Here is a 21,032-nt window from a genome sequence, read left to right as displayed (position 1 = left end):
AGGCATTTTGTGGCATCCAATCAGGAAGTAGTGAAAACCATTCAGGTGGGCGATGCAACCATTACGTTGGTTGGCACCGCGCATGTGTCCAAACAAAGTGTCGAGTTGGTGGAAGAACACATTGAAAGCGGAAAATACGACTGCATTGCTGTGGAGCTTTGCCAGCCCCGGTTTGAAAATCTGGTCAACCGGTCGTGGTGGAAAAACATGGATATCTACCAGGTCTTCCGGCAGAAAAAAGCCACACTTTTACTGGTCAATCTGGCGCTTTCGGCCTATCAGAAGCGGTTGGCCCAGAAGGTGGGGGTCGAAGCCGGTCAGGAAATGGTCCGGGCCATCCAGCTCTCCAAGGAAAAGGATATTCGGCTGGAAGTGATCGACCGCAATATCACCATCACCCTGCAACGCATGGTCACCCGTGTTTCCTTCTGGCAAAAACTGAAGATCTTCTCGGGACTGGTGGCGGGTATTTTTGTGGGCGAGGAAGTGAGCGAGAAACAGATTGAAGAACTCAAAAATGGCGATATGTTGCAGACGGTGGTGGAGGAGTTTGGAGAAGCCCTGCCGGAATTCAAACAGGTTCTTATCGATGAGCGGGATGAGTACATGACGGGCAATTTGATCCGTCTGGCCAAGTTGCCAGAGGGGCCGAAAAATATCCTCGCGGTCGTTGGGGCAGGGCATCTCATCGGCATGGTCCCGGCGTTTTCCAATCCGCCGGATGACAAGCGCTTGCAGGAATTGGACGAAAAGCCCGTCCCCGGCAAGGTTGGATATTATATCGGCTGGGGTATCTGCATATTGATCCTCAGCATGTTTTATGTGGGTTACAGCAAATCGCCGGAACTGGGAATGCAACTTGTTATCACCTGGGTGGTGGTGAACGGAGGTTTTAGCGCCCTGGGCGCCGCGATTGGGTTGGCGCATCCGTTGTCCATCCTGACGGCTTTTGTGGCCGCGCCACTCACCTCGCTGAACCCGACCGTCGGCGCTGGAATGGTGGTCGGTCTGGTGGAATCCTACCTGCGCAAGCCCAAGGTGAGTGACTTTGAAGCCCTGCGCGAGGACATGGGGTCCATGAAGATGTGGTGGAAAAACCGGGTGGTGCGGGTTTTGATGATTTTTTTCCTTGCCAATATGGGGTCGGCGATCGGGACGTATGTGGCCGGAGCGTCGATTGTGAGCCAGATTTTTGGGTGACGAGACATGACCGATTTCTCCTCACCTCAGCCCTCTCCTCCAATGGAGGAGAGGGGGAAACCTCTTTGCCCATTTTGTGGGAGTGCCCATAGGGTGAGAGACCAGGTGTGAGGTTGGTTGGGTTTTATTAAAATAATCCCTCGCCCCAAAGGGGCGAGGGTTGGGTGAGGGGAACAATGAAACCCAAGTCCAAATCTAAATCCAGAAACCTTCGTAAAAACTCAACCGATGCAGAAAAAAGAATGTGGTCATTGCTCCGAAATCGTCAACTTGTAGGATACAAATTCCGTCGACAACATCCTATCAAAAAATTTATCGTTGATTTTGCCTGCCCTGAAAAGCTATTGGCCATAGAAGTGGATGGCGGTCAGCATGTGGAAAGAAAAAAGGCAGATGACGAACGCACTCAATTTTTGGAAACTCAGGGTTATCGAGTTCTTAGGTTTTGGAACGATCAGGTTCTAAAAGAAACAGAAGCGATCCTGGAAGTTATACTAAAAGCGCTAGAGGAAAAATAAATTTTTATTCCTCCTCACCTCAGTCCTCTCCTCCAATGGAGGAGAGGAGGAAACCCTTTTTCATAGCTGGAAAGCTTGGGTTTCTAAAACATTGTAAAACCCGAACCATCGGACTTATGCAAACCGCCTCTATAAAAATTGCCGTCACCCCGCCAGCCTTTTGCAAATCTGCAATTCTTCGGGACGAGCTTTGCAAATCGTTTCCAAATACCACATTTAATGATAAAGGTCGTTATCTTTCCGAATCCGAGCTGATCGCCTTCCTGTCAAATTCCGAGGGGGCCATCATCGGCAGGGACCCCATCAACGAGAATGTGTTGCAGGCTTTGCCCAAGTTGAAAATCATCGCCAAATACGGCGTCGGCCTGGACACGATCGATCAGGAGGCCCTGCGCCGTCATCAGGTAAAATTCGGCTGGACCGCCGGGGTCAACAGGCTTTCCGTGGCGGAATTGACTTTAGGCTTCATGATCGGCCTCTGTCACAACACCTTTTCCAGAGGATTTGCTTTAAAGCAGAACGATTGGCAGAAGGACGGGGGCATCCAATTGACCGGGAGAACGGTGGGAGTGATCGGTTGCGGCCATGTGGGGTCCGAAGTCGTGCGCCTGTTGGCCCCGTTTAAATGCCGAGTTCTGGTGCAGGATGTCATCGATAAAACAGAATTTTGCCGGCAACACGGAGCCACCATCGCCAGCCTCGATGAAGTCATCGAACAGTCGGAACTCCTCACCCTGCATGTGCCGTTAACCGAGAGTACTTGCAATATGATCGATGAAAAGGTTCTAATACGAATGAAATCAACAGCCTATTTGATCAATACCAGCCGTGGGGAGGTTGTTGATCAGAATGCATTGAATGCGAGCCTGAAAAATGGAGGCATCGCCGGGGCGGCGCTGGATGTGTTTTCTCAGGAACCGCCTGAGGATTCGGAGTTTCTGGCTCTCCCCAACCTGATGGCAACCCCCCATATAGGCGGCAACACCCTTGAAGCGGTGGAGGCGATGGGGCGGGCCGCCATTTCGCATCTCAAGTCTTTTTTTGGATGATAAAAACCGATATCCCGGAACCAAATTAATTCTTCATTGTTATCATTTCAACCCGCCAAACCTGACCTGCCTCTTCCTTTCCCATTCCTTGAATTTTTTAAGTATAAAATAGGCTCTCCTCTATATTTTTTTCGGAAAACCAAAGGTAAATATTGCTAAATTTAGGCTTATCCGATAGTAATTTATTTACTTTTCAGTAATTTATATGTAAATTTATAGTATTTTTGTTAGTTTATACTCGCTAGGGTTGTTTTCAATTATCCTGCTAGCGATATTATTTATAGAAAATCACTACATCCTTTTTAGGAGAGTTGGCATATGGCGCATGTAATGGAAAAAACTGGATCTCAAGTTCCTTTTATTTTTCGTATTTTTAAGAACGGGGGAAAAGGCAAGTCGGCATTGTTGAAATCTTCTGAAAATTTACTTGCCAGTTTGGAAAGTATGCAAGTGAACCTGCTTTTTGCAGATCCTCAATTTAATCTTATCTATGCCAATGAAAAAGCCAAAGATACTTTGTCCCTGATCAGGGATGACATAAGAAAAGAGTTTGGCGTAGCCTTAGAAGATCTGGTTGGCGGGTCGATCCACCGGTTTCACCGCAATCCCGATAAGATCGAGAGGATTTTGCGGGACCCCAGGTCTTTACCCCATACGGCGGAGTTTTCCTTTGGCACTGTTACACTAGCGGCAAAAATCAATGGCGTTCATGGCCAAAATGGCCAGCTGGCCGGGTATGTTGTGAGTTGGGACGACATCACTGAAAAGAAAAAGACCGATCTTCAGGTCTCCCAGGTGACATCGATGATGGAAAATGCTCCGATCAACATCATGTACGCAGACACAGATCTCATTCTTCGCTATATGAATCCTATCTCGACAAAAACTTTAAAAACCTTGGAGCAATATCTGCCGGACCGGGTAGACAACCTGATTGGCCAGTCGATCGACATCTTTCATAAAAACCCTGCACATCAGAGGAAAATACTTTCCGACCCCAAAAATCTCCCACATCAAGCCAATATTCAAGTGGGACCCGAAGTTCTGGATCTTCTGGTCAGCCCCATCTACGATAAAGACAAGAACTATATGGGCGCCATGGTCAGTTGGGAAGTAATAACTAAAAAGCTGGAATTGGAAACTAAAGCCGCCCAGGTGACATCGATGATGGAAAACGCTCCGATCAACATCATGTACGCGGACACCGACCTCATTCTTCAGTTTATGAATCCGGCATCTTCTAAAACCTTAAAGACTTTGGAGCAACACCTTCCAGACAAGGTGGACAACCTGGTGGGGCAGTCGATCGATATCTTTCACAAGAACCCCGCGCATCAGCGCAAGATACTTTCCGACCCCAAAAATCTCCCGCATCAAGCCGAGATTCAAGTGGGGCCCGAAGTTCTGGATCTTTTAGTCAGCGCCATCTACGATCCAAATCGTAACTATATGGGCGCCATGGTCAGTTGGTCAGTGATCACCAAAAGACTGGAAATGGAACGTAATGAGAAAGAGACCAGCGAGAAAATGAAGAGGATTCTGGATGGGGTGACCGAGAAAGCTCAGATTCTGGCAAGCTCCTCGGAAGAATTGACCGCCGTGAGTCAGCAGATGGCCGCCAATGCGGAAGAGACCTCTGCCCAGGTTACAGTGGTTGCCGCCGCTGCAGAACAAGTCAGTACAAATATTCAAACTGTGGCGTCCGGAACCGAAGAGATGAGCGCAAGTATCAAGGAGATTTCACAAAGTGCCGGTCATGCGGCCAAAACCGCCCAGTCGGCGGTCAATCTTGCTGAGAAAACCAACGCTACGGTAACCAAGCTTGGAGAAAGTTCGATAGAAATTGGGCAGGTGATCAAAGTCATCACCTCCATCGCCGAACAAACCAACCTTCTGGCACTTAACGCGACCATTGAGGCGGCCCGGGCCGGTGAGGCCGGTAAAGGGTTTGCCGTGGTTGCCAGCGAAGTCAAGGCGCTGGCAAATCAGACGGCCAAGGCTACGGAAGAAATCAGCAGCAAAATACAGGCCATTCAGATAGATACCAAGAGTTCGGTGGAGGCAATTAGAGAGATCACCAAGGTAATCAACGAGATCAACGATATCTCCAACACCATTGCCAGCGCCGTGGAGGAACAAACGGCGACGACCAATGAAATGGCGCGAAATGTTTCCGAAGCCGCCAAAGGGTCCGGGGAAATATCTGAAAATATTGCTGGAGTGGCGCAAGCCGCCGCAAGCACCACCCAGGGAGCGATTGATTCCCAGACGGCGGCAACGGAGCTGTCCAAGTTGGCTACGGAACTGCAGGCGCTTGTCAACGGAGCCGATACCGGTGATTCCAGCGGCGGTAAAAAAAAAACTTTAAATAAAACTTTATTTGAAAAAATCGGCGGCAAAGAAGCAGTCAACGCCGCGGTTGATATTTTTTATGAAAAGGTCATAGCCGACCGCAAATTAAAACCGTTCTTTGACGGGGTCGATATGAACCGGCAACGAAACAAGTAAAAAAAGCCTTTTTAACCTATGCCTTTGGCGGCGCGCCGAACTATTCGGGAAAAAATATGCGCGATGCACATAAGGATTTGGTTGCGAAGGGGATGAATTCGACTCACTTCGATGCCGTGATGCAACACCTGGGCGCTACTTTAACGGAATTGAACGTTCCCAACGACCTGATTCGGGAAGCGGCTCAGATCGCTCGTTCGGTCAAGGACGATGTGCTGAACCGATAAAAGATGTTAGGAAAAATTTAAAAATATTCTAGTAAAAAGAGGGCCCCTTGATCTGATTGAGGCGGGGGTCTCATTAAAACAATTCTTATTGGAAAAAGGGCAATGTCTTCATTGCCCTTTTTCTTTTGGGCAAAACTCTGAATATATCAAAGGTTTATTCTTTAATAATTTCCATGTAAAATTATTAGAATAGCCACAGTTCTTAAAGGGTTTTATGAAGTTTTCAGTCAAAGCCACATTCTTCGCCACACCTATCGGGAGAGTTATGAGCCGGAGACCCGCTATATTAACGGCGGCTTTCGGTGCGCCTCGAACTCCTGATATTTTCTAACTATGGATAGCTCGCAAAACTCAAATGATGGATACGGCAGAGACGACTGGCAGAAACATTATGCCGAAGATGATCTGCGCTGGGATTTAGGCCAGGTCGCTCCGCCTTTCGTCCGGCTGTGGGAAGAGGGGAAATTGGGACAGGGGAGGGTGATCATTCCCGGTTGCGGGCGGGGGCACGAGGTCTTGTTTCTGGCGGGGAATGGGTTTCAGGTTACAGGATTAGATTATGCCCCCGGAGCTGTGGAATTGCTTTCCCGATCACTGCAGGAAAAAGGTGTGCAGGCCGACATCCTGCATCAGGATTTTTTCGAGTTGGGTGACAATCATATCTCGCGTTACGATCTCATGCTGGAGCAGGCGTTTTTTTGCGCCATTCATCCGTCCAGACGTTCTGCCTATGTCGAAACGGCGGCGCGGATTATAAAGAAAGGTGGTTTGCTGGCGGGTCTTTTTTATGAAACCAACGAAAAAGGCGGGCCGCCTTTCAACACCACGCCTGCGGATATCCTCGAACACTTTTCCGACGAGTTTGATATTGAAACTCTCGAGAGAACGCCTCACTCGGTCGAGAAAAGAAAAGATAAAGAGTTGCTGGGGTTACTCAGGAAAAAGTAAGGGTTGCGTTTCTTGAGGAACCGTACGTTGCAGACATTCCATCCGGTCATTTTTTGCGGAGTTGATTTCCTGCGAAACGGCAATCATCTCCATCAGGTTCGCGGGAAAGGGCGTGAGTAGCGATTGCAGGGTCTTTGCGTCGAAGGCGGCGTTGAGCCAGGTTTCATAATCATCAGGAGCCAGGATAACAGGCATCCGATGATGAATGGGTTGTACCAGGGCATTGCAGGCCGTGGTGATTAGTGAAAACGTCCATAGAAGGACGCCGTCTTTTTCCCATTCCGACCAGATGCCGGCAAAGGCGAAAAGCCCCTTGCCTTTCCGGGTGAAGTAGTGCGGTTGTTTTCCAGAGGCGGTTTTTTTCCATTCTATAAATCCATCAGCGGGGACCAGACAACGTTTGGTTTTAAAAGACTGTTTGAAACTGGGTTTTTCCTGAACGGTTTCCGCTCGGGCGTTGATCATTTTTGCCGCCATTGTTTCGTCCCTGGCCCACGGCGGAACCAACCCCCAACGCATGGCCAGCAACTGCCGATTTCCTTGCTGGACAGCGATCACCGGACATTCCTGGGTGGGCGCGATGTTATAGCGTTCCCGGTGCTCAAAATTAAATTCGATTTGCCCAAAATGAGATTGAATCGATTTGGCTGGTTTGGTCAGGGTGTAGCGTCCGCACATAATCTAAAAAGAGGTTGGTTGTATTGGAAAAATCGCGCAAACCCGATAATATGAATATAGGGTATCTCTAAAAATTGACTAAATGTTCCTAATCGTCAACTTAAGGAGATGGCTTTGTTTTAGTGGAACAGGCGACCTGCCCTTAAATTTAAGGATAGGTCGCCCGTGCCACCAATATAAGAAATCCTTGTACAGTGTTCGATTTCCTGTAATAAACTAATTTTTAGAGATGCCCTATAATAATAGGTTATTAAAGAAAACCTTATCAATTTTTAATTCTGCGATATGAAAAATATAAAGAAAACTTATACAGGAATCTTCAGAGATGGCGGGGCGGGAAAGTTCGCCAAACGCCGCTTTCGCGAGCGGAGAAAAAAATTAATGGATCGGGAGCAAAAATTGATGGTGATCACCGGCGTCCCTTACGGGCCGGAAGGACAAACCGTATGGTCCTACGCCTACTGCGCAACCTATCAGGAACCCTCCATGATGTATTTGACCGGCATCAACCAATCCGACGTGGTGTTGCTTCTGGACCCGGATTCCAAAGAATCGGATGAAATTCTTTTTGTGGCTGAGAAAGATTTGAAACTTGAATTCTGGAACGGGATTCGGTTTGGCGTGGGCGATGAAAAAAGTGTTCGCGAAGCTCAGAAAGTGACGGGTATTAAAGATGTGCGCGACATCCGGGATTTACAGAAAGTCCTTAAAGAAAGGTTTTTAAAGCAGAAGAACAAACAGCTGGGAACTTTGTGGATCGAAGGCACCAAAAACGGTAAAAAGGTGGAAATCACCACCGATCATAACTGGAACTTCAAATCCCGGTTGTCCCGCTGGATGCGCTCCTGGAAATCTTCTGGAAATGGATTGGTCAATATCATGAAAGGCCATTTTGCTCTGCGACTGCCATTGGATGAATATGATATAGAGAGCACGCAAAAGGCCAGTGATATTACTGGAAACGCCTTCAAAACCACCCTTAAAAATTTCAGAAGTTTTAGTAACGAGTATCAGGTTCAGGGTTTTCTGGAAGGGCAGATGCTGATGCATTCTCCGTATGGTCTCAGTTTTCCTTCCATCGTGGCGTCAGGTCATAATGCCACGGTGTTGCATTACATGAAAAACGACGATGACTTTTCCCGTAACGAACTGGTGCTGATCGACTTTGGCGTCCGTTGGATGACGATGCATGCGGATATTTCCCGCACCGTTCCTGCCTCCGGCAAGTTCAATCCGTTGCAGAAAATGCTCTATGAAATTGTATTGAGGGCGCAAAAGGCCGTCGAGAAGAAAGCCAAAACGGGGGTGACGATAGACGAACTGAATGACTGTTGCTGGGGTTCTGTCAATGCGGATCTGGAAAACGTGTTTCAGAAGGCCGGGGGTAAATGCAAACTTAAATACAACAACAGGCCGCATGGCGTCAGTCACCTGATGGGCGAACAGGAGCACGACGGCGATCCCTTCCGAAATTACTTATCGGAGCCTATGAAAACGGGGTGGCTGATCAGCAACGAGCCGGGGTTGTATGGGGAGTTCAAGATCAAGCTGAACGGCAGGACCTATGATGAAGAAATCGGTATCCGCATTGAAGACAACCTGCTTATCCACGAAACGGGTTGTCGCAACATGTCGCGGAAAATCCCCAAGACGGTTGCGGAGATCGAACGATTGATGGCGAAAAAGTAGGGGAGGGATTGCCGGGCGATCCTTGCAATCAAATTCCTTTAAGAACCTCCATCACCTCATCCACGTGTCCTTTTACTTTCACCTTAGGGTAAATTTTCCGGAGCACGCCTTCTTTGTCGATGATGAAAGTACTGCGAACGATCCCCATGAACTTTTTCCCATACATGCTTTTTTCCTGCCAGACGCCGTATTTGTTGACGACTTTTTGATCCACGTCTGAAATCAAATCAAAGGGGAGGTCGTGCTTGGCGATGAATTTTTGATGTCTCTCGGGCGAGTCGATACTGACACCCAGGACAACCGTATCTTTAAAATTTTTGAAATTGTCTTTAAAGTCACAGGCTTCGGTGGTGCATCCGGGAGTCATGTCTTTCGGGTAAAAATACAGGACCACATTTTTTTTACCCTTGAAGGAACTGAGCTTTACTTTGTTTTCGTTTTGGTCGATGGCGGTGAAGTCGGGCGCCTTATTTCCTTCTTTAAGCATAAAGCAATATTCCTCTTAAATCTCGCCTGGGTTCATTCGCCCAATTTTGTTAAAAGGGCTGTGGCTTTCTCGTTCACCGCGTTGATGCGTTCCATAATTAGTTTCGGGGCCGTCCGGTCCGGGTTCATGTTAAACACCATCCGCCCATCCCCTATCAGACTCTGGATTTCATCGTACAGCGCGGGAGTTGGTATTTTCCCATCCTCACACATTTCTTCAAAAATACCGACGGTGCGCCTCACTTTGCCATCGGCTTGCAACCCAATAACGGACTTTTCCTTCAAACCGGAAACTTTTTCCATGAATCCCCACATTCCACCTTTTTCCTGAATGACATCAAAACTTTTGACTAAATCCCTCTTTCCCTCTTTGCAAATATCAGCCGCTGAAGCGGTTGCAAGTCCGCTGATTGAAAAAAAGGAGAGCATGAAGATAGTAAAAAGTGACTTTACTGGTACATCAAAAAATTGGCGGGATATGTTGTTCAAGGACATATTAGGCACTCCTCGGGCTGAAAATCCCCTTTTGCTTACGAGGGGTTTTAGGGTCATGGAAAAGTCAATGTAAAGTCAAGACTAACAGGAAAGGAAAAATAAAGTCAAACTTTATGTTGTCCACGCCTGGCCTGGGAAATCGGCTTTCCTGTCTAATAAAATTCGGAGGTTCGATAGGAACGTTTCCGGGTGACTCTACTTAACCAGTTCCATGAAATCCGTATTCCCTTGAAGAGGCTGAAAAACCGGGCTGGCTTTGACCGTATTTTTCATTTCGGGGTTCCGTTTGAGGACCCACCGGATATTTTTTAAACCACCCTCCAGGTCACCTTTTTTGACATAAGCCTGAGCGAGAAGAAAACGATGGGTCAGGATATGGTCGTGCGACGGGTGGGTGACCAGTAACCGCTCCAAAATTGAAATGGCGCGGTCATATTTTTCGGATTGATAATAAGCTGTGGCCGTGTTCAGGACACTATCCAGATGCTGCGGGTCCATTCGGGTCACCATGGAATAGATGGCGATCGCCCGGTCATACATTTTGTAATGAGCAAAGATCTCACCCTTGCGGTTGAGGGCATGGGTGGGCTTTATAAATAGCTCGTTGGGATTGTGGAGAGAGGGATCGCCAGCCGAAGCCTCGGGAAATTGCGCCAGGGTGATTTTTGCAAAGTTGCCAGGATCTCCTAAAGAGAGTGCTTTTTCATAAAACTGACGCGCTTCAGCTAATTTTCCTTGAGTGACGCGGATGTCTCCTAATTCCTGATAAGCTTTTCCTTGCAAATCATCCTTACCCTTAACCAGCTCAATAAAGTTGTGGATCGTTTTTTCTTCGAGGTCAAGGCGGAACAGGACACTGCACATTCCGATCAGGATTTCCTGAATTTTCAAATCATCGGGTTTGAGACGGGCGGCGGTTTGCACTTCAATCAGGGACAGCCCGTACTTGCCCGCCTGGTAGTAAGACTGGGATCGGCTCAAATGATATATATGCGGGATGATTTTGCGGTTGAGTTTGTCCTCGTTATTTTTGCTAATGTAACCTAGGAGAAGTTTTGCCGAATCGAGTTTTGGGTCGATCCGCCGGGTTTCCAGGATTTGATAGATATATTTTTTTGCCAGTTCCGATTTCTTCTGTGTTGCGTATAAATAGGCGATCTCATAAGCCGCGTCGAGATTCTCCGGGTCCAGAGACAAGGCTTGCAGAAAGTATTTTTCCGCTTCATCATTTTGATCCAGATATAGAGCGATCATCCCCATTTCAATGGGGTACTGAACGTTTTTTGGGTCCAGCTTGGCGGCTGTTTGCAGTTCCTTGAGGGCAGGTGACATTTCCCCCTGAATGGCCAACGTCTGGGCATATTCGTAGTGGGCCTCGGGCACCTGATAGTGTTGGTCAGCGGAGATGATGCAGGCTCGCTGTGACAGCTCAATATTTCCCAGGTTGCGGTAAATCTGACAATACGCAAAGTGGACCGCCGGATGTTTTTGTTCTCTCCGGCTTTCTGCCATGATCACATTCAAAGCTTTCCCGTATTCACCCATTTCATTGTGCAGCAGGCCCTTCAACATAATAGCCGTTGTTTCCTTTGGGGAATTTTTTATTTTTTCATCGAGAACAGCCATTGCCTCCTTGAGTTTTTTCTCCCGCACCAATTCGCGCACTTTTTCATAATCGGGGTCTTTATGATCTGTGGTTTCCGCCAGATACCAATGAGAGATGGCTTTGCCAGGAAATGTGGCTTCTGCCACCGGCGACAAATAAACAAAGCTGAACAGGGCAAATAGTACAAACAGACAGGTGCGTTTCATAATAAAATAGGACTTTCTAAATAAACAGGTTTTCCCTAAGGGTTTAAATGCCGGACGGCTCTGATTGCCCGGCGCGCTTTTTTTCTTTTAGAACTGTTGAACTTTTGTCCGGTATTAAAAACCACGCCGAAGGCATTGTAGTTGCCATTGTTTTCGGAGGTCCAAAGGGTGCCGCTTCCTTCCTTGGCGAAAATGGGGTCCATGCGCAGATTCATTTCGGAACCTACCTGCTTGCCATTAAATTTTTCCGCTTCATAGAGTGTGGTCAATTCCTTGATCGTCGGGAGTCTCCAGTCCAGGTAATCTGCAAATCTTTCCTCGTTGAGTTCTTTAATGTAATCAAAAGCCTGAAACCAGTTCAACCAGTGGCCTTTATACTGGTAGGAGTCTTCCTGCATCCACAGGAGCCCGGTTTGCGTGTCGGTGACGGTTTTGTCGTCGTTATCGATGAAGCGTTTGTCCTCGGAATATTTAATGTCCTGGGATTCACCAGAAACGCTTCCCGTTAAGATGACAGCCAGAGCCATGAAAAAAAAGAAGGCGGCCCAAGGAAGTTTTAAATTTTTTGTGAATGCCGGTGATAACATGGTTCGATCAAATCTTAATTGAGGGTGAATTCATTATGGCGCGAGTTTATCCTTTAACAGCTGGTTGACCAGAGCCGGGTTGGCCTGACCTTTACTGGCTTTCATGACCTGACCGACAAAGTATCCCAAAAGTGTTTCTTTCCCGTTGCGATAACCTTCCAGTTGTTGCGGATTGGCGCTTATAACGTCGTCGATCATCTTTTCAATCGCGCCACTGTCTGAAATTTGCGTCATTCCTTTTTGTTTGACGATTTCGTCCGCCGGCCTGCCGGATTGATACATTTCTTCAAAAACTGTTTTTGCCATCTTTCCGCTGATGGTGCCTTTTTCGATCAATTTCAGAAGATCGGTCAACGCCTCAGGGGTCAGCGGGCAATTTTCGATTTCCCGATCGTCATTTTTTAATTCGCGTAACAGATCTCCCATGACCCAGTTGCTGATGATTTTGGGTTGCGCCAAAAGAGCAATACATTCCTCATAATAGTTAGCTAAAGCAAGCGAAGATGTCAGAACACCCGCGTCGTATTCGGGGATTTCATGCTCCGTAACAAACCGTTGCCGTTTTTGTTCCGGCAGTTCGGGAATCGTTTTCCGGATCTTTTCAATTTCCTCCGGGGCTATCATTAGCCGTACCAGGTCCGGTTCCGGAAAATAACGGTAATCGTGCGCCTCCTCCTTGCTTCGCATGGAGCGGGTCACGCCCTTATCGGAATCGTAGAGCCGGGTTTCCTGGATCACCTTGTCCCCCTGCTCCAGGATCTGGGTTTGCCGTTCCACCTCATATTCGATGGCTTTTTGCACGAACCGGAAGGAGTTCAGATTTTTAAGCTCCGTCCGGGTTCCAAATTCTTTTTGCCCTACAGGCCGCAGAGAGATATTGGCGTCACAGCGTAGACTGCCTTCCTCCATATTGCAATCGCTCACCTCGGTGTATTCGAGAATCGCCTTCAACTGCGTCAAATATTCCCTGGCTTCTTCAGGGGAACGGAGATCCGGTTCGCTGACGATTTCTATGAGCGGGGTCCCGGTGCGGTTTAAATCCACGTAACTTTTCCCCGGAGAATCCATATTTTCCCCATGAATCAATTTTCCCGCATCTTCCTCCATATGGATGCGTGTCACGCCAACGCACTTTTTCTTGCCATCCACTTCGATATTGATGTGGCCGTGCTCGCCAATGGGAAGATCGAGCTGAGTGATTTGATACCCCTTGGGGAGATCCGGGTAGAAATAATTTTTTCGGTCGAACTGGTTGTGCGAGTTGACCTGGCAGCAAGTCGCCAGACAGGCTTTTATAGCGAAATCGACGGCCTGTTTGTTCAACACCGGCAAAACACCTGGCATGCCCAGACAGATTGGGCAGGTATTTTCGTTAGCCGGGCGGCCAAATTCGGTCGAGCAGGAGCAGAAAATTTTTGTCTGGGTCTTCAATTGGGCATGTACTTCCAGCCCAATCACGATTTCGTACTTCATTTGATAGTAATTTCTAAAAATTTTACGAGCGACCGGTGGTCTGTGATTCCGGAGAGCACGGAAATTCCCATTATATAGAGGGGGTTAATGTGCGTTTAGGTATTGTAATTGCCGTCTTAAAAGCAGTCAACCCCCTTAAATTATAAAGCCGTGTAACCTCCATCGACAGGAAGAAGGGTTCCTGTCACAAAGGAGGACTCATCGCTCGCCAGAAAGAGGCATGCCCAGGCGATGTCTTCCGGCTGGCCGAACCGGCCAATCGGGTAATTTTTGCTCCATTCCTGCATCAATTCTTTATCGTTCATAAGATCTTTGGTCATTTCCGTAGCGATCAGGCCGGGGCAAACCGCATTGGACCGGATTCCCGAAGAACCATACTCTACGGCAAGGGAGCGGCTGAACTGGTTCAGGGCGCCTTTGGACGTGTTATAGGCCGCCACGTTCGGAGTGGTTACCAGACCCAGGATTGAACTGATATGGATGAGACTTCCTGACTTTTGACGCATCATGTGAGGAAGCACTTCCCGAGTCAATTTAAAAACCCCGGTCAAATTTACATTGAGGATAGCGTCCCAGTCGCTGTCTTGCATCTCGTGAACGGGGGAGCCGGTAAAAATCCCGGCATTGTTGACCAGGATATCGACCCGGCCATAGGTGCTGACAGTGGTTTCCACCAGCCGCTTGATATCCTCATTGCAGGTAATATCCCCTGATACAGCCAGGGCGGGGTCGCCAATTTCAGCAACGGCTTCCTGCAAACGGTCCTTTCTGCGACCAAAAATCACCACTCGCGCACCTTCCTGGCAGAAAAGCTTGGCACAGCTGAGGCCGATTCCCGTGCCGCCGCCGGTGATGATGGCAATTTTATTTTTCAGCCGCATCCGCACTCTCCTTAGTTTTTGATCTCTGCCGGAACGTATGTATAATGGTTAGATAAAGTAAATGAAAGTTCCTCGAACCCAGAAAGCCGAATATAACATGATAATCCGTCCTTCCGAAAGAAAACAGGTGGATTTTCTTTCATTTAATCAAGGGGTTGGGTTATGAATATACTAAAAATTGTTTATTATATTTTTGGGGCTTTTATTGGTTTTGTTTGCGGGACTATCATCAACATTATATTTTATTGGCTGGATGAGTCCGGGGTTAAATTTGCTGAGAACCTGGTAAAAAATTACGGGGCCTTTGGTAAATTCCTTTTGGAAATGGTCAATTACCTTCCGTTATTTGGAGTTGCACTGGGAATCATCATCGTCCAGCTTTTATTCGGTAAAGAACTGGATAGTAAGAGATCATGAAAAATAACTCTCACTGAATATTTATTTTTTTATGGGTTGAAAGTTGTTCTCAAATTTTTGCAGTGAGTGGTGGAAATAATAGAAAGAGGAACAGGCCTTAGCAGGCATTTGTGAAATTTCACCATAGCCTTCATGCCCCTGTGATATCCTCTTCATTAACTCTCATGCCCCGGAGGGGTAGGAGGGGTATGTGGTAGAATGACAGTCAAGTATTGTCTTCATAATTTATCTGGAACATTCAGAATGGCGAAAAAGTTTAACGAAAATCTAGTCAAGGCGATGGCGGCTACGCATGACGCTGTTAAAATCTGCAAGCAGGCGATGGTCGATGCCAATGACGATAGTTGCCGGGCCATGTATCAGGCTATTCTCAAAGATTGCGAAAAACACGTCGAAATGCTTAAAGGGGAAATGGAACTGCATAAGGTTCAAAAAAAGTGGGACTCCTGAATGCGTATTTTGATCGTTGAAGATGAAAAAAAAGTAGCCGCTTTTATTAAAAAGGGGTTGGAGGAGGAAACTTATGCTGTCGATGTGGCCTATGACGGAGAAGAAGGGCTGTATTTAGGCATGGAGAACCAGTATGACCTTATTATTCTGGACCTGATGCTTCCGGTGATTGATGGTTTGGAGGTGCTCTCCCGGTTACGGGGAAATAAGGTGGATACCCCCATTCTTCTGCTCACCGCAAAAGATTCAGTTGAGGATAAAGTGACCGGGTTGAATACCGGCGCCGACGATTATCTGACAAAGCCGTTTGCATTTTCGGAATTGCTTGCTCGCATCCGGGTTTTACTGCGCCGCGGCAAGGCGGAAACCAAAACAGTTTTGCAAGTCGACGGACTGACCCTGGATCTGGTGAGCCACAAGGTGAACCGCAATGGGGAAGAGATTGAACTGACGGGAAAAGAGTACAGCGTGTTGGAATATTTTATGCGCAATCAGGGCAAGGTCTTGACGAGAACCATGATCGCGGAGCATGTCTGGGATTATAACTTCGACACGTTTACCAATGTGATAGACGTGTATGTCAATCACTTGCGTAAAAAGATTGATAAAAGTTATCCCGACAAGCTCCTGCACACCCTCCGAGGTGTTGGGTATATCATGAAAGAATGAATATGGCGTTGAATTCAATCCAGACTCGATTGACCGCATGGTATGTGGTGTTGCTGGGAATCGTTCTGATTTTGTTCAGCGTTTTTCTTTATGTCTTCCTCTCGAAACGCCTTTACGAGAGTGTAGATAACTCGCTCAAAGTATCCGCCACGGTGGTTGCTCGTTCCGCGACGATGAAATTCAACCAGTCGCCTTTGCCTGGTCTGGAACAGTTCTTTGATCAATTTCTGGGTTATGCAAATCTGAACAAGTTTTACCGGATTTACGATGGCTCCGGCAACGTAGGTTCCCGTTCCAGAAATGTGGATGCCTCGAAATTCCCCCTCACCCAGGTCGCCTATTCAGAAGCCCTGAAAGGCCAAACCACCTACGAAACATTCAATATCGATGGCATTCATCCGATCCGGGTGATCACCCTTCCCGTATTGCGAAACAAGGATCTGGTGAACCTGGTGCAGGTCGGCACCTCTCTGGATTCGGTTCAGGAAACTCTCAAAAATCTAAAAATTTTTCTGTTCACGGCTGTACCGCTTGTGCTGTTGGCGGCGGCGCTGTTTGGTCGACTCATGGCTCGCAGAGCTCTGAAACCGCTATCTAAAATCAACCAGACGGCCCGTGAAGTTGGCGGCGGGGTCGATCTCAGTAAACGCATTCCTGTGCCGGAAGTGAAAGATGAAATCGGCCAGTTGGCCACTACCTTCAACGATATGATGGATCGTCTGGAAAGCTCATTTTCCCAAATCCGGCAGTTCAGTAGTGACGCCTCCCACGAGCTCAGGACACCTCTCACCGTACTTCAGGGTCAGAACGAATTGGCCCTCAATAAAGAGCGGGATGTTAAAGAGTATCAGGAAGTCATCTCCAGCAATCTGGAGGAAATCAACTACATGTCAAAAGTTCTGGAAGACCTGTTCATCCTGTCCAGGTCCGATGAGAATCAGGTTCAGCTGGAATGCAAACCCATGAACCTGAGAGAGGTGATAGACGAAATTTTTAAACATGCGGAAGCCCTGGCGGATGAAAAAAATATCAGGATCACCGTTGCTTTTCTGGAGCCGGTTGAAATCAACGGCGACCCGGTACGATTACGGCAGATGGTCTGGAATATTCTTCACAATGCGATCAAATACACACAGCCGGGAGGGCAGATAAAGATTTCCCTTGAGGATCAGGGGGATTCCGCTCTTTTCACCGTTCAGGATAGCGGCATTGGAATTCCCGAAGAAGACCTCCCCAACATCTTCAATCGGTTTTTCCGGGTCGACAAAGCCCGATCACGTCAGGAGGGTGGGAGCGGACTGGGGTTGAGCATCTGCAAGCACATCGTGGCAGCCCACAAGGGGCAGATTGAGGTAGAAAGTGAGGTGGGTGTCGGCACCAAATTCAAAATCCGACTGCCAAAAATTTCAACGTTGAAATCTCAGAAAACCTGAATGCTGTAGTCAACCCTGCTAATCAACTTCCCACTACACGCCATCCCGTTTTTGTTTCACATTCTCGAAAAGGTCACTTCAATCAATCAAACTTTCAGTTCGTGACCTGTATGGAAAATTACTGAACCCATATGAGAGGCTGGTAAACCCAGCCTTTGTCTCCGGCGCTATCTTCCACCCGGACCCATTCCCCTTTGGTTTCCAGAACTTTCATGGAAAAATATTTATCCACGGGACTCCATGAGAGTTGTTCGTGATTGGCCCCTGGGCCCTTGCGCAAGTTGGTTTTGTTTTCCTTGATAACCGCACATTTGTACTTTGTGGTGACCAGCTTTTTGTGCACCCAGTAGATATCCCCATCGAGGTCCTGCACCCGATACCAGTCGCCTTTTTTCTTTAGTTCCTTTAAGGGCATGTATTTGAAAACCTGCCACAGTTTTTCATAGTGTGTGCCCGGCCCTTGCCGGAGGTTGGCTTTATCGTTAATGATACACAGGGCTTCCGCATTTGATTTCGGAAAAAGCTCGAGGCCCGAAAATAACATGAAAAGAATAATGAAAAACGGTTTGATTATTTTTTGCATCAGGTTTTGGGGATAAAGGTTGCAGATATGATTTTTTTTACTAAAACTTCCTCAACAAGTCACAGGAACTGACCGGATTACTCAATGATATTTTGAAGATATAAACCGAGGAAAGTGACAGATTTTATTTCGCGATCATTTGTTCGCAAAGTAAAAGTAAAACTTGAGAAAATTCTGTTGCTTTGATGATAACAAATATTAACTGAAAAATCGTCCTTTCTTTTTCTCTCAAGGTTAAATTTGATATTTTTTTTCAATAAGATGAAGGTATAGTGAAGTCATGCTGGGTATTTTTGAGATAGAAATATAATGCTTAGGCGGCCTGTATCTTGATATTACTAATCACATTTCTTCAATTTATTTTAGTTTTTTCGGTCGTTGTGTATCTGGCGTTGAACCTCATCCATCTGGTCCGGGTGGAGCCGGTGAAGGGTTCCTTGCGATCCTCGCCTTTTATTTCCGTCTGCGTCCCGGCCCGCAATGAAGCGCGTGACATCAAGGCTTGCCTGACGTCCCTGTTGCATCAGGACTATCCAAATTTTGAAGTGATCGCCGTGGACGACCATTCGACCGATGCCACGGGAGAAATTATCCAGTCCCTTGCCGCCGAGTTCCCCAATCTGCTTCACCTTAAAGGCCAGGTGCTTCCTAGTGGATGGCTGGGAAAACCCTTCGCTCTGCATCAGGCGGTGCAAAAAGCCAGAGGGGAATATTTAATTTTCACCGATGCCGATCCCGTTTTTCAGCCGTGGGTCCTGACCAGTGCCGTATACCATATGACCACGAACGATCTGGATATGATGACGTTGATGCCGGGAACAGAATTTGTTTCGTTTTGGGAGCGGGCGGTGCAGCCGGTGGTTTTTGGTTTTATCGCCGCGCTCAGTCGTTTCAAAAAAATAAACAGCCCCGATTCCACCAGCGCCATGGGGTTTGGTGCGTTCATCATGGTCAAAAAGGAAGTTTATGAAAGTCTCGGAGGCCATGAAAGCATAAAGGATGAAGTCCTGGAAGATGTCATGCTGGCGAAACGCGCCAAAAGGGCAGGGTTCAAACTGCTGGCCGCTGATGCCAAATCCATTTTTTCGATCCGCATGTATCATTCTCTTAAGGAAATCTGGACGGGGTGGAGAAAAAATATTTTCATCGCCATGAAAAAATCGGTTCTTCGTACCTTGTATTATATCTGTGTGATATTTGGTTTTCTCGTCACCCCCTATCTGGTTTTATTAGGGAATATTTTAAGTGGAACCGGGATCTTGTTGACGGGAGTGGCTCTTGTTGCATTGCTGTTGACGTTGAGCGCTTCCATCCACCTGTGTGACGAAATCCGGCTCAACCGCCGGAACGCGTTTCTTTTTCCCATCGGCGCGTTTATAATGGCGGCGATCATGCTGAACTCCATGTTTCAAACCCTCATCAAAAGGCAAACCGAATGGCGGGGAAGAAAATACCCGGCCTGAACCCATTCTATGGAAAACTACCCACGTTTATTTATTAAAGCCAGCCTGATCTATGCCCTCATCGGAGCGGTATTGGGTGTGGCGATGGCCGTAGAACCTTCCCTAGCGGGGCGGATACGATTTGTCCACATTCATCTCAACCTGCTGGGGTTCATGACGATGTTCATCGCCGGAGTGGCTTTTCACGTTCTGCCGCGCTTCAATGCCCGTCCGGTTCCGTGGCCTGAAGGCGTCAAATACTAGTTTTATCTGCAAAATACCGGGTTGATCGGGATGGTGACGCTTTATGCGTCAGGAGCAGTGTTTCAAGGAGGTGTATTCCGCGCGCTATTTATCCTGTTTGCGGTTTCAGCGGGAGTGGCCTTTTTATTCATGTTCTATAACCTCTATTTTGTCCTGTCACCTGCGAAGACGGAAGACGACAAACCCAGTGAAATCACCGGGGACATGAAAGTGGGAACGGTCCTCGATCAGTTTCCGCAAGCCATGCCGGTGTTCATGCAAGCCGGGTTTACATCGCTCGCCAACCCCACTGCGAGAAAGACCTTCGCCAAAGTCGTCAGCATCGAAAAAGCCTGCAAGAAACACGATGTGGATTGCGCCGAATTTGTAAATAAATTAAACGCTGTCATCTCTGGAAAACAGCAGGCACCTGCATCTCCACCCACTAAGCAGGAATCCAAAAAAAACGACAACCTTCCCTCAGGGAAAGAAATTCATCGCGGCGAAATGTGTCAGGCCGATACCTTGGTGGGAAGCCTGATAAAAATTTACCCGGCAACCAAGCCGGTGTTTGAAAAGCATTACGGCGAAGGCTGTTTCTCCTGTCCCGGTCAGGCGTTCGAGCAGGTGCAGGAGACCGCACACATGCACAACGTCGACCCCGATCTCATCTTAAATGAGGTCAACCAGGTGATCGGAGCTGAAATAAGAAAATAAATTTACCGCAAAGACGCAGAGGACGCAGAGAAAACCAAAACAAAACTATTTTAACGGGACAAACAGGATAAAAAAATCCCCCCGGCCCCCTTCACGGAAGGGGGGGCAATTATTCCCCCTTTACAAAAGGGGGTTAGGGGGATTTAGTACAAAATTTCCTCGCCCCTTCAAGGTGAGTACCCGTACCGGGCATGAAGGCAAAGGTGAAATATCACAAGGGCTGGGTGAGGGGATGGATGAAACCATCGATGAACACAGATAGAGAAGGTTTAATAAAATTCCTCTCCCTCATGGGAGAGGTTAGGTGAGGGTGGTTGTAAATGGAAAACGATTCTTTTGAAGAATTCGTTCTCGACCAATTGCACCTGTTGGAGCGGGTGGATTGTAAGGCGATGTTCGGCGGGTTCGGTCTTTATCAGGCAGGTGCTTTCTTTGGCATCATCGCCGGTGGCAGACTGTAGGGCACCTCTAAAAATTGACTAAATGCTCCTAATCGTCAATTTAAGGAGATGGTTTTGTTTTAGTGG

The 21,032-nt window shown here is 47.5% G+C and carries 21 protein-coding genes and 2 pseudogenes; 15 read left to right on the top strand and 8 right to left on the bottom strand.

Annotated elements, in window-relative coordinates; genetic code table 11:
• The first annotated feature begins 9 nt into the window (after positions 1-9).
• From O3C58_07005 to O3C58_06980, 6 genes and pseudogenes are all read left to right on the top strand, one after another.
• The gene (locus O3C58_07005; protein MDA0691601.1) at positions 10-1,200 is read left to right on the top strand and encodes a TraB/GumN family protein; all 1,191 of its coding nucleotides are present in this window, start codon (positions 10-12) and stop codon (positions 1,198-1,200) included.
• Positions 1,201-1,376: 176 nt separating this feature from the next.
• Positions 1,377-1,718 carry a DUF559 domain-containing protein gene (locus O3C58_07000; protein MDA0691600.1) on the top strand — a complete coding sequence of 114 codons (342 nt, stop codon included), beginning with the start codon at positions 1,377-1,379 and terminating at the stop codon, positions 1,716-1,718.
• A 116-nt stretch (positions 1,719-1,834) separates the two neighbouring features.
• Entirely contained in the window at positions 1,835-2,767 is a 933-nt protein-coding gene (locus O3C58_06995) for a phosphoglycerate dehydrogenase (protein MDA0691599.1), read from the top strand.
• Between the two features lie 1,716 nt (positions 2,768-4,483).
• A pseudogene (locus tag O3C58_06990) lies at positions 4,484-4,999 on the top strand (methyl-accepting chemotaxis protein).
• A 156-nt stretch (positions 5,000-5,155) separates the two neighbouring features.
• Positions 5,156-5,502, top strand: a pseudogene (locus tag O3C58_06985) (group 1 truncated hemoglobin).
• Between the two features lie 333 nt (positions 5,503-5,835).
• Positions 5,836-6,450, top strand: a complete 615-nt coding sequence (locus O3C58_06980) for a methyltransferase domain-containing protein (protein ID MDA0691598.1) — start codon at positions 5,836-5,838, stop codon at positions 6,448-6,450.
• Here O3C58_06980 and O3C58_06975 read toward each other — a convergent pair.
• A complete protein-coding gene (locus O3C58_06975; GenBank protein MDA0691597.1) occupies positions 6,433-7,128 on the bottom strand; it encodes an SOS response-associated peptidase in 696 nt (231 codons plus the stop codon). The two genes, O3C58_06980 and O3C58_06975, sit on opposite strands and share 18 nt — an antisense overlap.
• A 285-nt stretch (positions 7,129-7,413) precedes the next feature.
• Here O3C58_06975 and O3C58_06970 point away from each other — a divergent pair, with 285 nt between their 5' ends.
• Entirely contained in the window at positions 7,414-8,817 is a 1,404-nt protein-coding gene (locus tag O3C58_06970; protein MDA0691596.1) for a Xaa-Pro aminopeptidase, read from the top strand.
• 28 nt (positions 8,818-8,845) lie between these two features.
• Here the strand turns inward: O3C58_06970 and bcp are convergent, their stop codons facing one another.
• The 6 genes from bcp to O3C58_06940 form a co-directional block, all read right to left on the bottom strand.
• On the bottom strand, positions 8,846-9,304 hold the full coding sequence (gene bcp / locus O3C58_06965) for a thioredoxin-dependent thiol peroxidase (protein ID MDA0691595.1): 459 nt from the start codon (positions 9,302-9,304) through the stop codon (positions 8,846-8,848).
• 32 nt (positions 9,305-9,336) lie between these two features.
• The gene (locus tag O3C58_06960; GenBank protein ID MDA0691594.1) at positions 9,337-9,798 is read right to left on the bottom strand and encodes a hypothetical protein; all 462 of its coding nucleotides are present in this window, start codon (positions 9,796-9,798) and stop codon (positions 9,337-9,339) included.
• Positions 9,799-9,993: 195 nt separating this feature from the next.
• On the bottom strand, positions 9,994-11,610 hold the full coding sequence (locus O3C58_06955) for a tetratricopeptide repeat protein (protein MDA0691593.1): 1,617 nt from the start codon (positions 11,608-11,610) through the stop codon (positions 9,994-9,996).
• 35 nt (positions 11,611-11,645) lie between these two features.
• Positions 11,646-12,137, bottom strand: coding sequence for a DUF1566 domain-containing protein (locus O3C58_06950; GenBank protein MDA0691592.1), 492 nt, complete (start codon positions 12,135-12,137; stop codon positions 11,646-11,648).
• A gap of 93 nt (positions 12,138-12,230) precedes the next feature.
• Positions 12,231-13,670 carry an Asp-tRNA(Asn)/Glu-tRNA(Gln) amidotransferase subunit GatB gene (gene gatB / locus O3C58_06945; protein ID MDA0691591.1) on the bottom strand — a complete coding sequence of 480 codons (1,440 nt, stop codon included), beginning with the start codon at positions 13,668-13,670 and terminating at the stop codon, positions 12,231-12,233.
• A 140-nt stretch (positions 13,671-13,810) separates the two neighbouring features.
• Positions 13,811-14,551 carry an SDR family oxidoreductase gene (locus O3C58_06940; protein ID MDA0691590.1) on the bottom strand — a complete coding sequence of 247 codons (741 nt, stop codon included), beginning with the start codon at positions 14,549-14,551 and terminating at the stop codon, positions 13,811-13,813.
• Between the two features lie 162 nt (positions 14,552-14,713).
• On the opposite strand from O3C58_06940, the gene O3C58_06935 reads away from it, so the two are divergent.
• From O3C58_06935 to O3C58_06920, 4 genes are all read left to right on the top strand, one after another.
• A complete protein-coding gene (locus O3C58_06935; GenBank protein ID MDA0691589.1) occupies positions 14,714-14,968 on the top strand; it encodes a hypothetical protein in 255 nt (84 codons plus the stop codon).
• 243 nt (positions 14,969-15,211) lie between these two features.
• Positions 15,212-15,418: a hypothetical protein gene (locus tag O3C58_06930; protein ID MDA0691588.1), complete on the top strand. Its 207-nt coding sequence runs from the start codon at positions 15,212-15,214 to the stop codon at positions 15,416-15,418.
• Entirely contained in the window at positions 15,419-16,087 is a 669-nt protein-coding gene (locus tag O3C58_06925; protein MDA0691587.1) for a response regulator transcription factor, read from the top strand.
• 2 nt (positions 16,088-16,089) lie between these two features.
• On the top strand, positions 16,090-17,520 hold the full coding sequence (locus tag O3C58_06920; GenBank protein MDA0691586.1) for a heavy metal sensor histidine kinase: 1,431 nt from the start codon (positions 16,090-16,092) through the stop codon (positions 17,518-17,520).
• A 118-nt stretch (positions 17,521-17,638) separates the two neighbouring features.
• Here the strand turns inward: O3C58_06920 and O3C58_06915 are convergent, their stop codons facing one another.
• The gene (locus O3C58_06915; GenBank protein ID MDA0691585.1) at positions 17,639-18,103 is read right to left on the bottom strand and encodes an SH3 domain-containing protein; all 465 of its coding nucleotides are present in this window, start codon (positions 18,101-18,103) and stop codon (positions 17,639-17,641) included.
• Between the two features lie 329 nt (positions 18,104-18,432).
• Here O3C58_06915 and O3C58_06910 point away from each other — a divergent pair, with 329 nt between their 5' ends.
• The 4 genes from O3C58_06910 to O3C58_06895 all read left to right on the top strand — a co-directional run bounded on the left by O3C58_06910 (position 18,433) and on the right by O3C58_06895 (position 20,966).
• Complete coding sequence (locus tag O3C58_06910) at positions 18,433-19,566, top strand: glycosyltransferase (protein MDA0691584.1); 1,134 nt, start codon at positions 18,433-18,435, stop codon at positions 19,564-19,566.
• 9 nt (positions 19,567-19,575) lie between these two features.
• Positions 19,576-19,809, top strand: a complete 234-nt coding sequence (locus O3C58_06905; GenBank protein MDA0691583.1) for a hypothetical protein — start codon at positions 19,576-19,578, stop codon at positions 19,807-19,809.
• A gap of 57 nt (positions 19,810-19,866) precedes the next feature.
• Entirely contained in the window at positions 19,867-20,505 is a 639-nt protein-coding gene (locus O3C58_06900) for a DUF1858 domain-containing protein (GenBank protein MDA0691582.1), read from the top strand.
• Between the two features lie 320 nt (positions 20,506-20,825).
• Positions 20,826-20,966 (top strand): TfoX/Sxy family protein, encoded by a 141-nt coding sequence (locus tag O3C58_06895; protein ID MDA0691581.1) that lies wholly within the window; start codon positions 20,826-20,828, stop codon positions 20,964-20,966.
• Positions 20,967-21,032: the final 66 nt, after the last annotated feature.

Source organism: Nitrospinota bacterium (assembly GCA_027619975.1).
Classification (GTDB): Bacteria; Nitrospinota; Nitrospinia; order Nitrospinales; family VA-1; genus JADFGI01.
This window is presented reverse-complemented; position numbering and strand designations above follow the sequence as displayed.

Bases quoted from the DNA above. Each gene is read 5' to 3' on its own strand.
- O3C58_06950 (MDA0691592.1), bottom strand. From the start codon at position 12,137: ATGGCTCTGGCTGTCATCTTAACGGGAAGCGTTTCTGGTGAATCCCAG.
- O3C58_06970 (MDA0691596.1), top strand. From the start codon at position 7,414: ATGAAAAATATAAAGAAAACTTATACAGGAATCTTCAGAGATGGCGGG.
- O3C58_06995 (MDA0691599.1), top strand. From the start codon at position 1,835: ATGCAAACCGCCTCTATAAAAATTGCCGTCACCCCGCCAGCCTTTTGC.
- O3C58_06930 (MDA0691588.1), top strand. From the start codon at position 15,212: ATGGCGAAAAAGTTTAACGAAAATCTAGTCAAGGCGATGGCGGCTACG.
- O3C58_06940 (MDA0691590.1), bottom strand. From the start codon at position 14,551: ATGCGGCTGAAAAATAAAATTGCCATCATCACCGGCGGCGGCACGGGA.
- O3C58_06955 (MDA0691593.1), bottom strand. From the start codon at position 11,610: ATGAAACGCACCTGTCTGTTTGTACTATTTGCCCTGTTCAGCTTTGTT.
- O3C58_06980 (MDA0691598.1), top strand. From the start codon at position 5,836: ATGGATAGCTCGCAAAACTCAAATGATGGATACGGCAGAGACGACTGG.
- O3C58_06935 (MDA0691589.1), top strand. From the start codon at position 14,714: ATGAATATACTAAAAATTGTTTATTATATTTTTGGGGCTTTTATTGGT.
- O3C58_06905 (MDA0691583.1), top strand. From the start codon at position 19,576: ATGGAAAACTACCCACGTTTATTTATTAAAGCCAGCCTGATCTATGCC.
- O3C58_06925 (MDA0691587.1), top strand. From the start codon at position 15,419: ATGCGTATTTTGATCGTTGAAGATGAAAAAAAAGTAGCCGCTTTTATT.
- O3C58_06975 (MDA0691597.1), bottom strand. From the start codon at position 7,128: ATGTGCGGACGCTACACCCTGACCAAACCAGCCAAATCGATTCAATCT.
- bcp (MDA0691595.1), bottom strand. From the start codon at position 9,304: ATGCTTAAAGAAGGAAATAAGGCGCCCGACTTCACCGCCATCGACCAA.
- O3C58_07000 (MDA0691600.1), top strand. From the start codon at position 1,377: ATGAAACCCAAGTCCAAATCTAAATCCAGAAACCTTCGTAAAAACTCA.
- gatB (MDA0691591.1), bottom strand. From the start codon at position 13,670: ATGAAGTACGAAATCGTGATTGGGCTGGAAGTACATGCCCAATTGAAG.
- O3C58_06895 (MDA0691581.1), top strand. From the start codon at position 20,826: ATGGAAAACGATTCTTTTGAAGAATTCGTTCTCGACCAATTGCACCTG.
- O3C58_06920 (MDA0691586.1), top strand. From the start codon at position 16,090: ATGGCGTTGAATTCAATCCAGACTCGATTGACCGCATGGTATGTGGTG.
- O3C58_06915 (MDA0691585.1), bottom strand. From the start codon at position 18,103: ATGCAAAAAATAATCAAACCGTTTTTCATTATTCTTTTCATGTTATTT.
- O3C58_06960 (MDA0691594.1), bottom strand. From the start codon at position 9,798: ATGTCCTTGAACAACATATCCCGCCAATTTTTTGATGTACCAGTAAAG.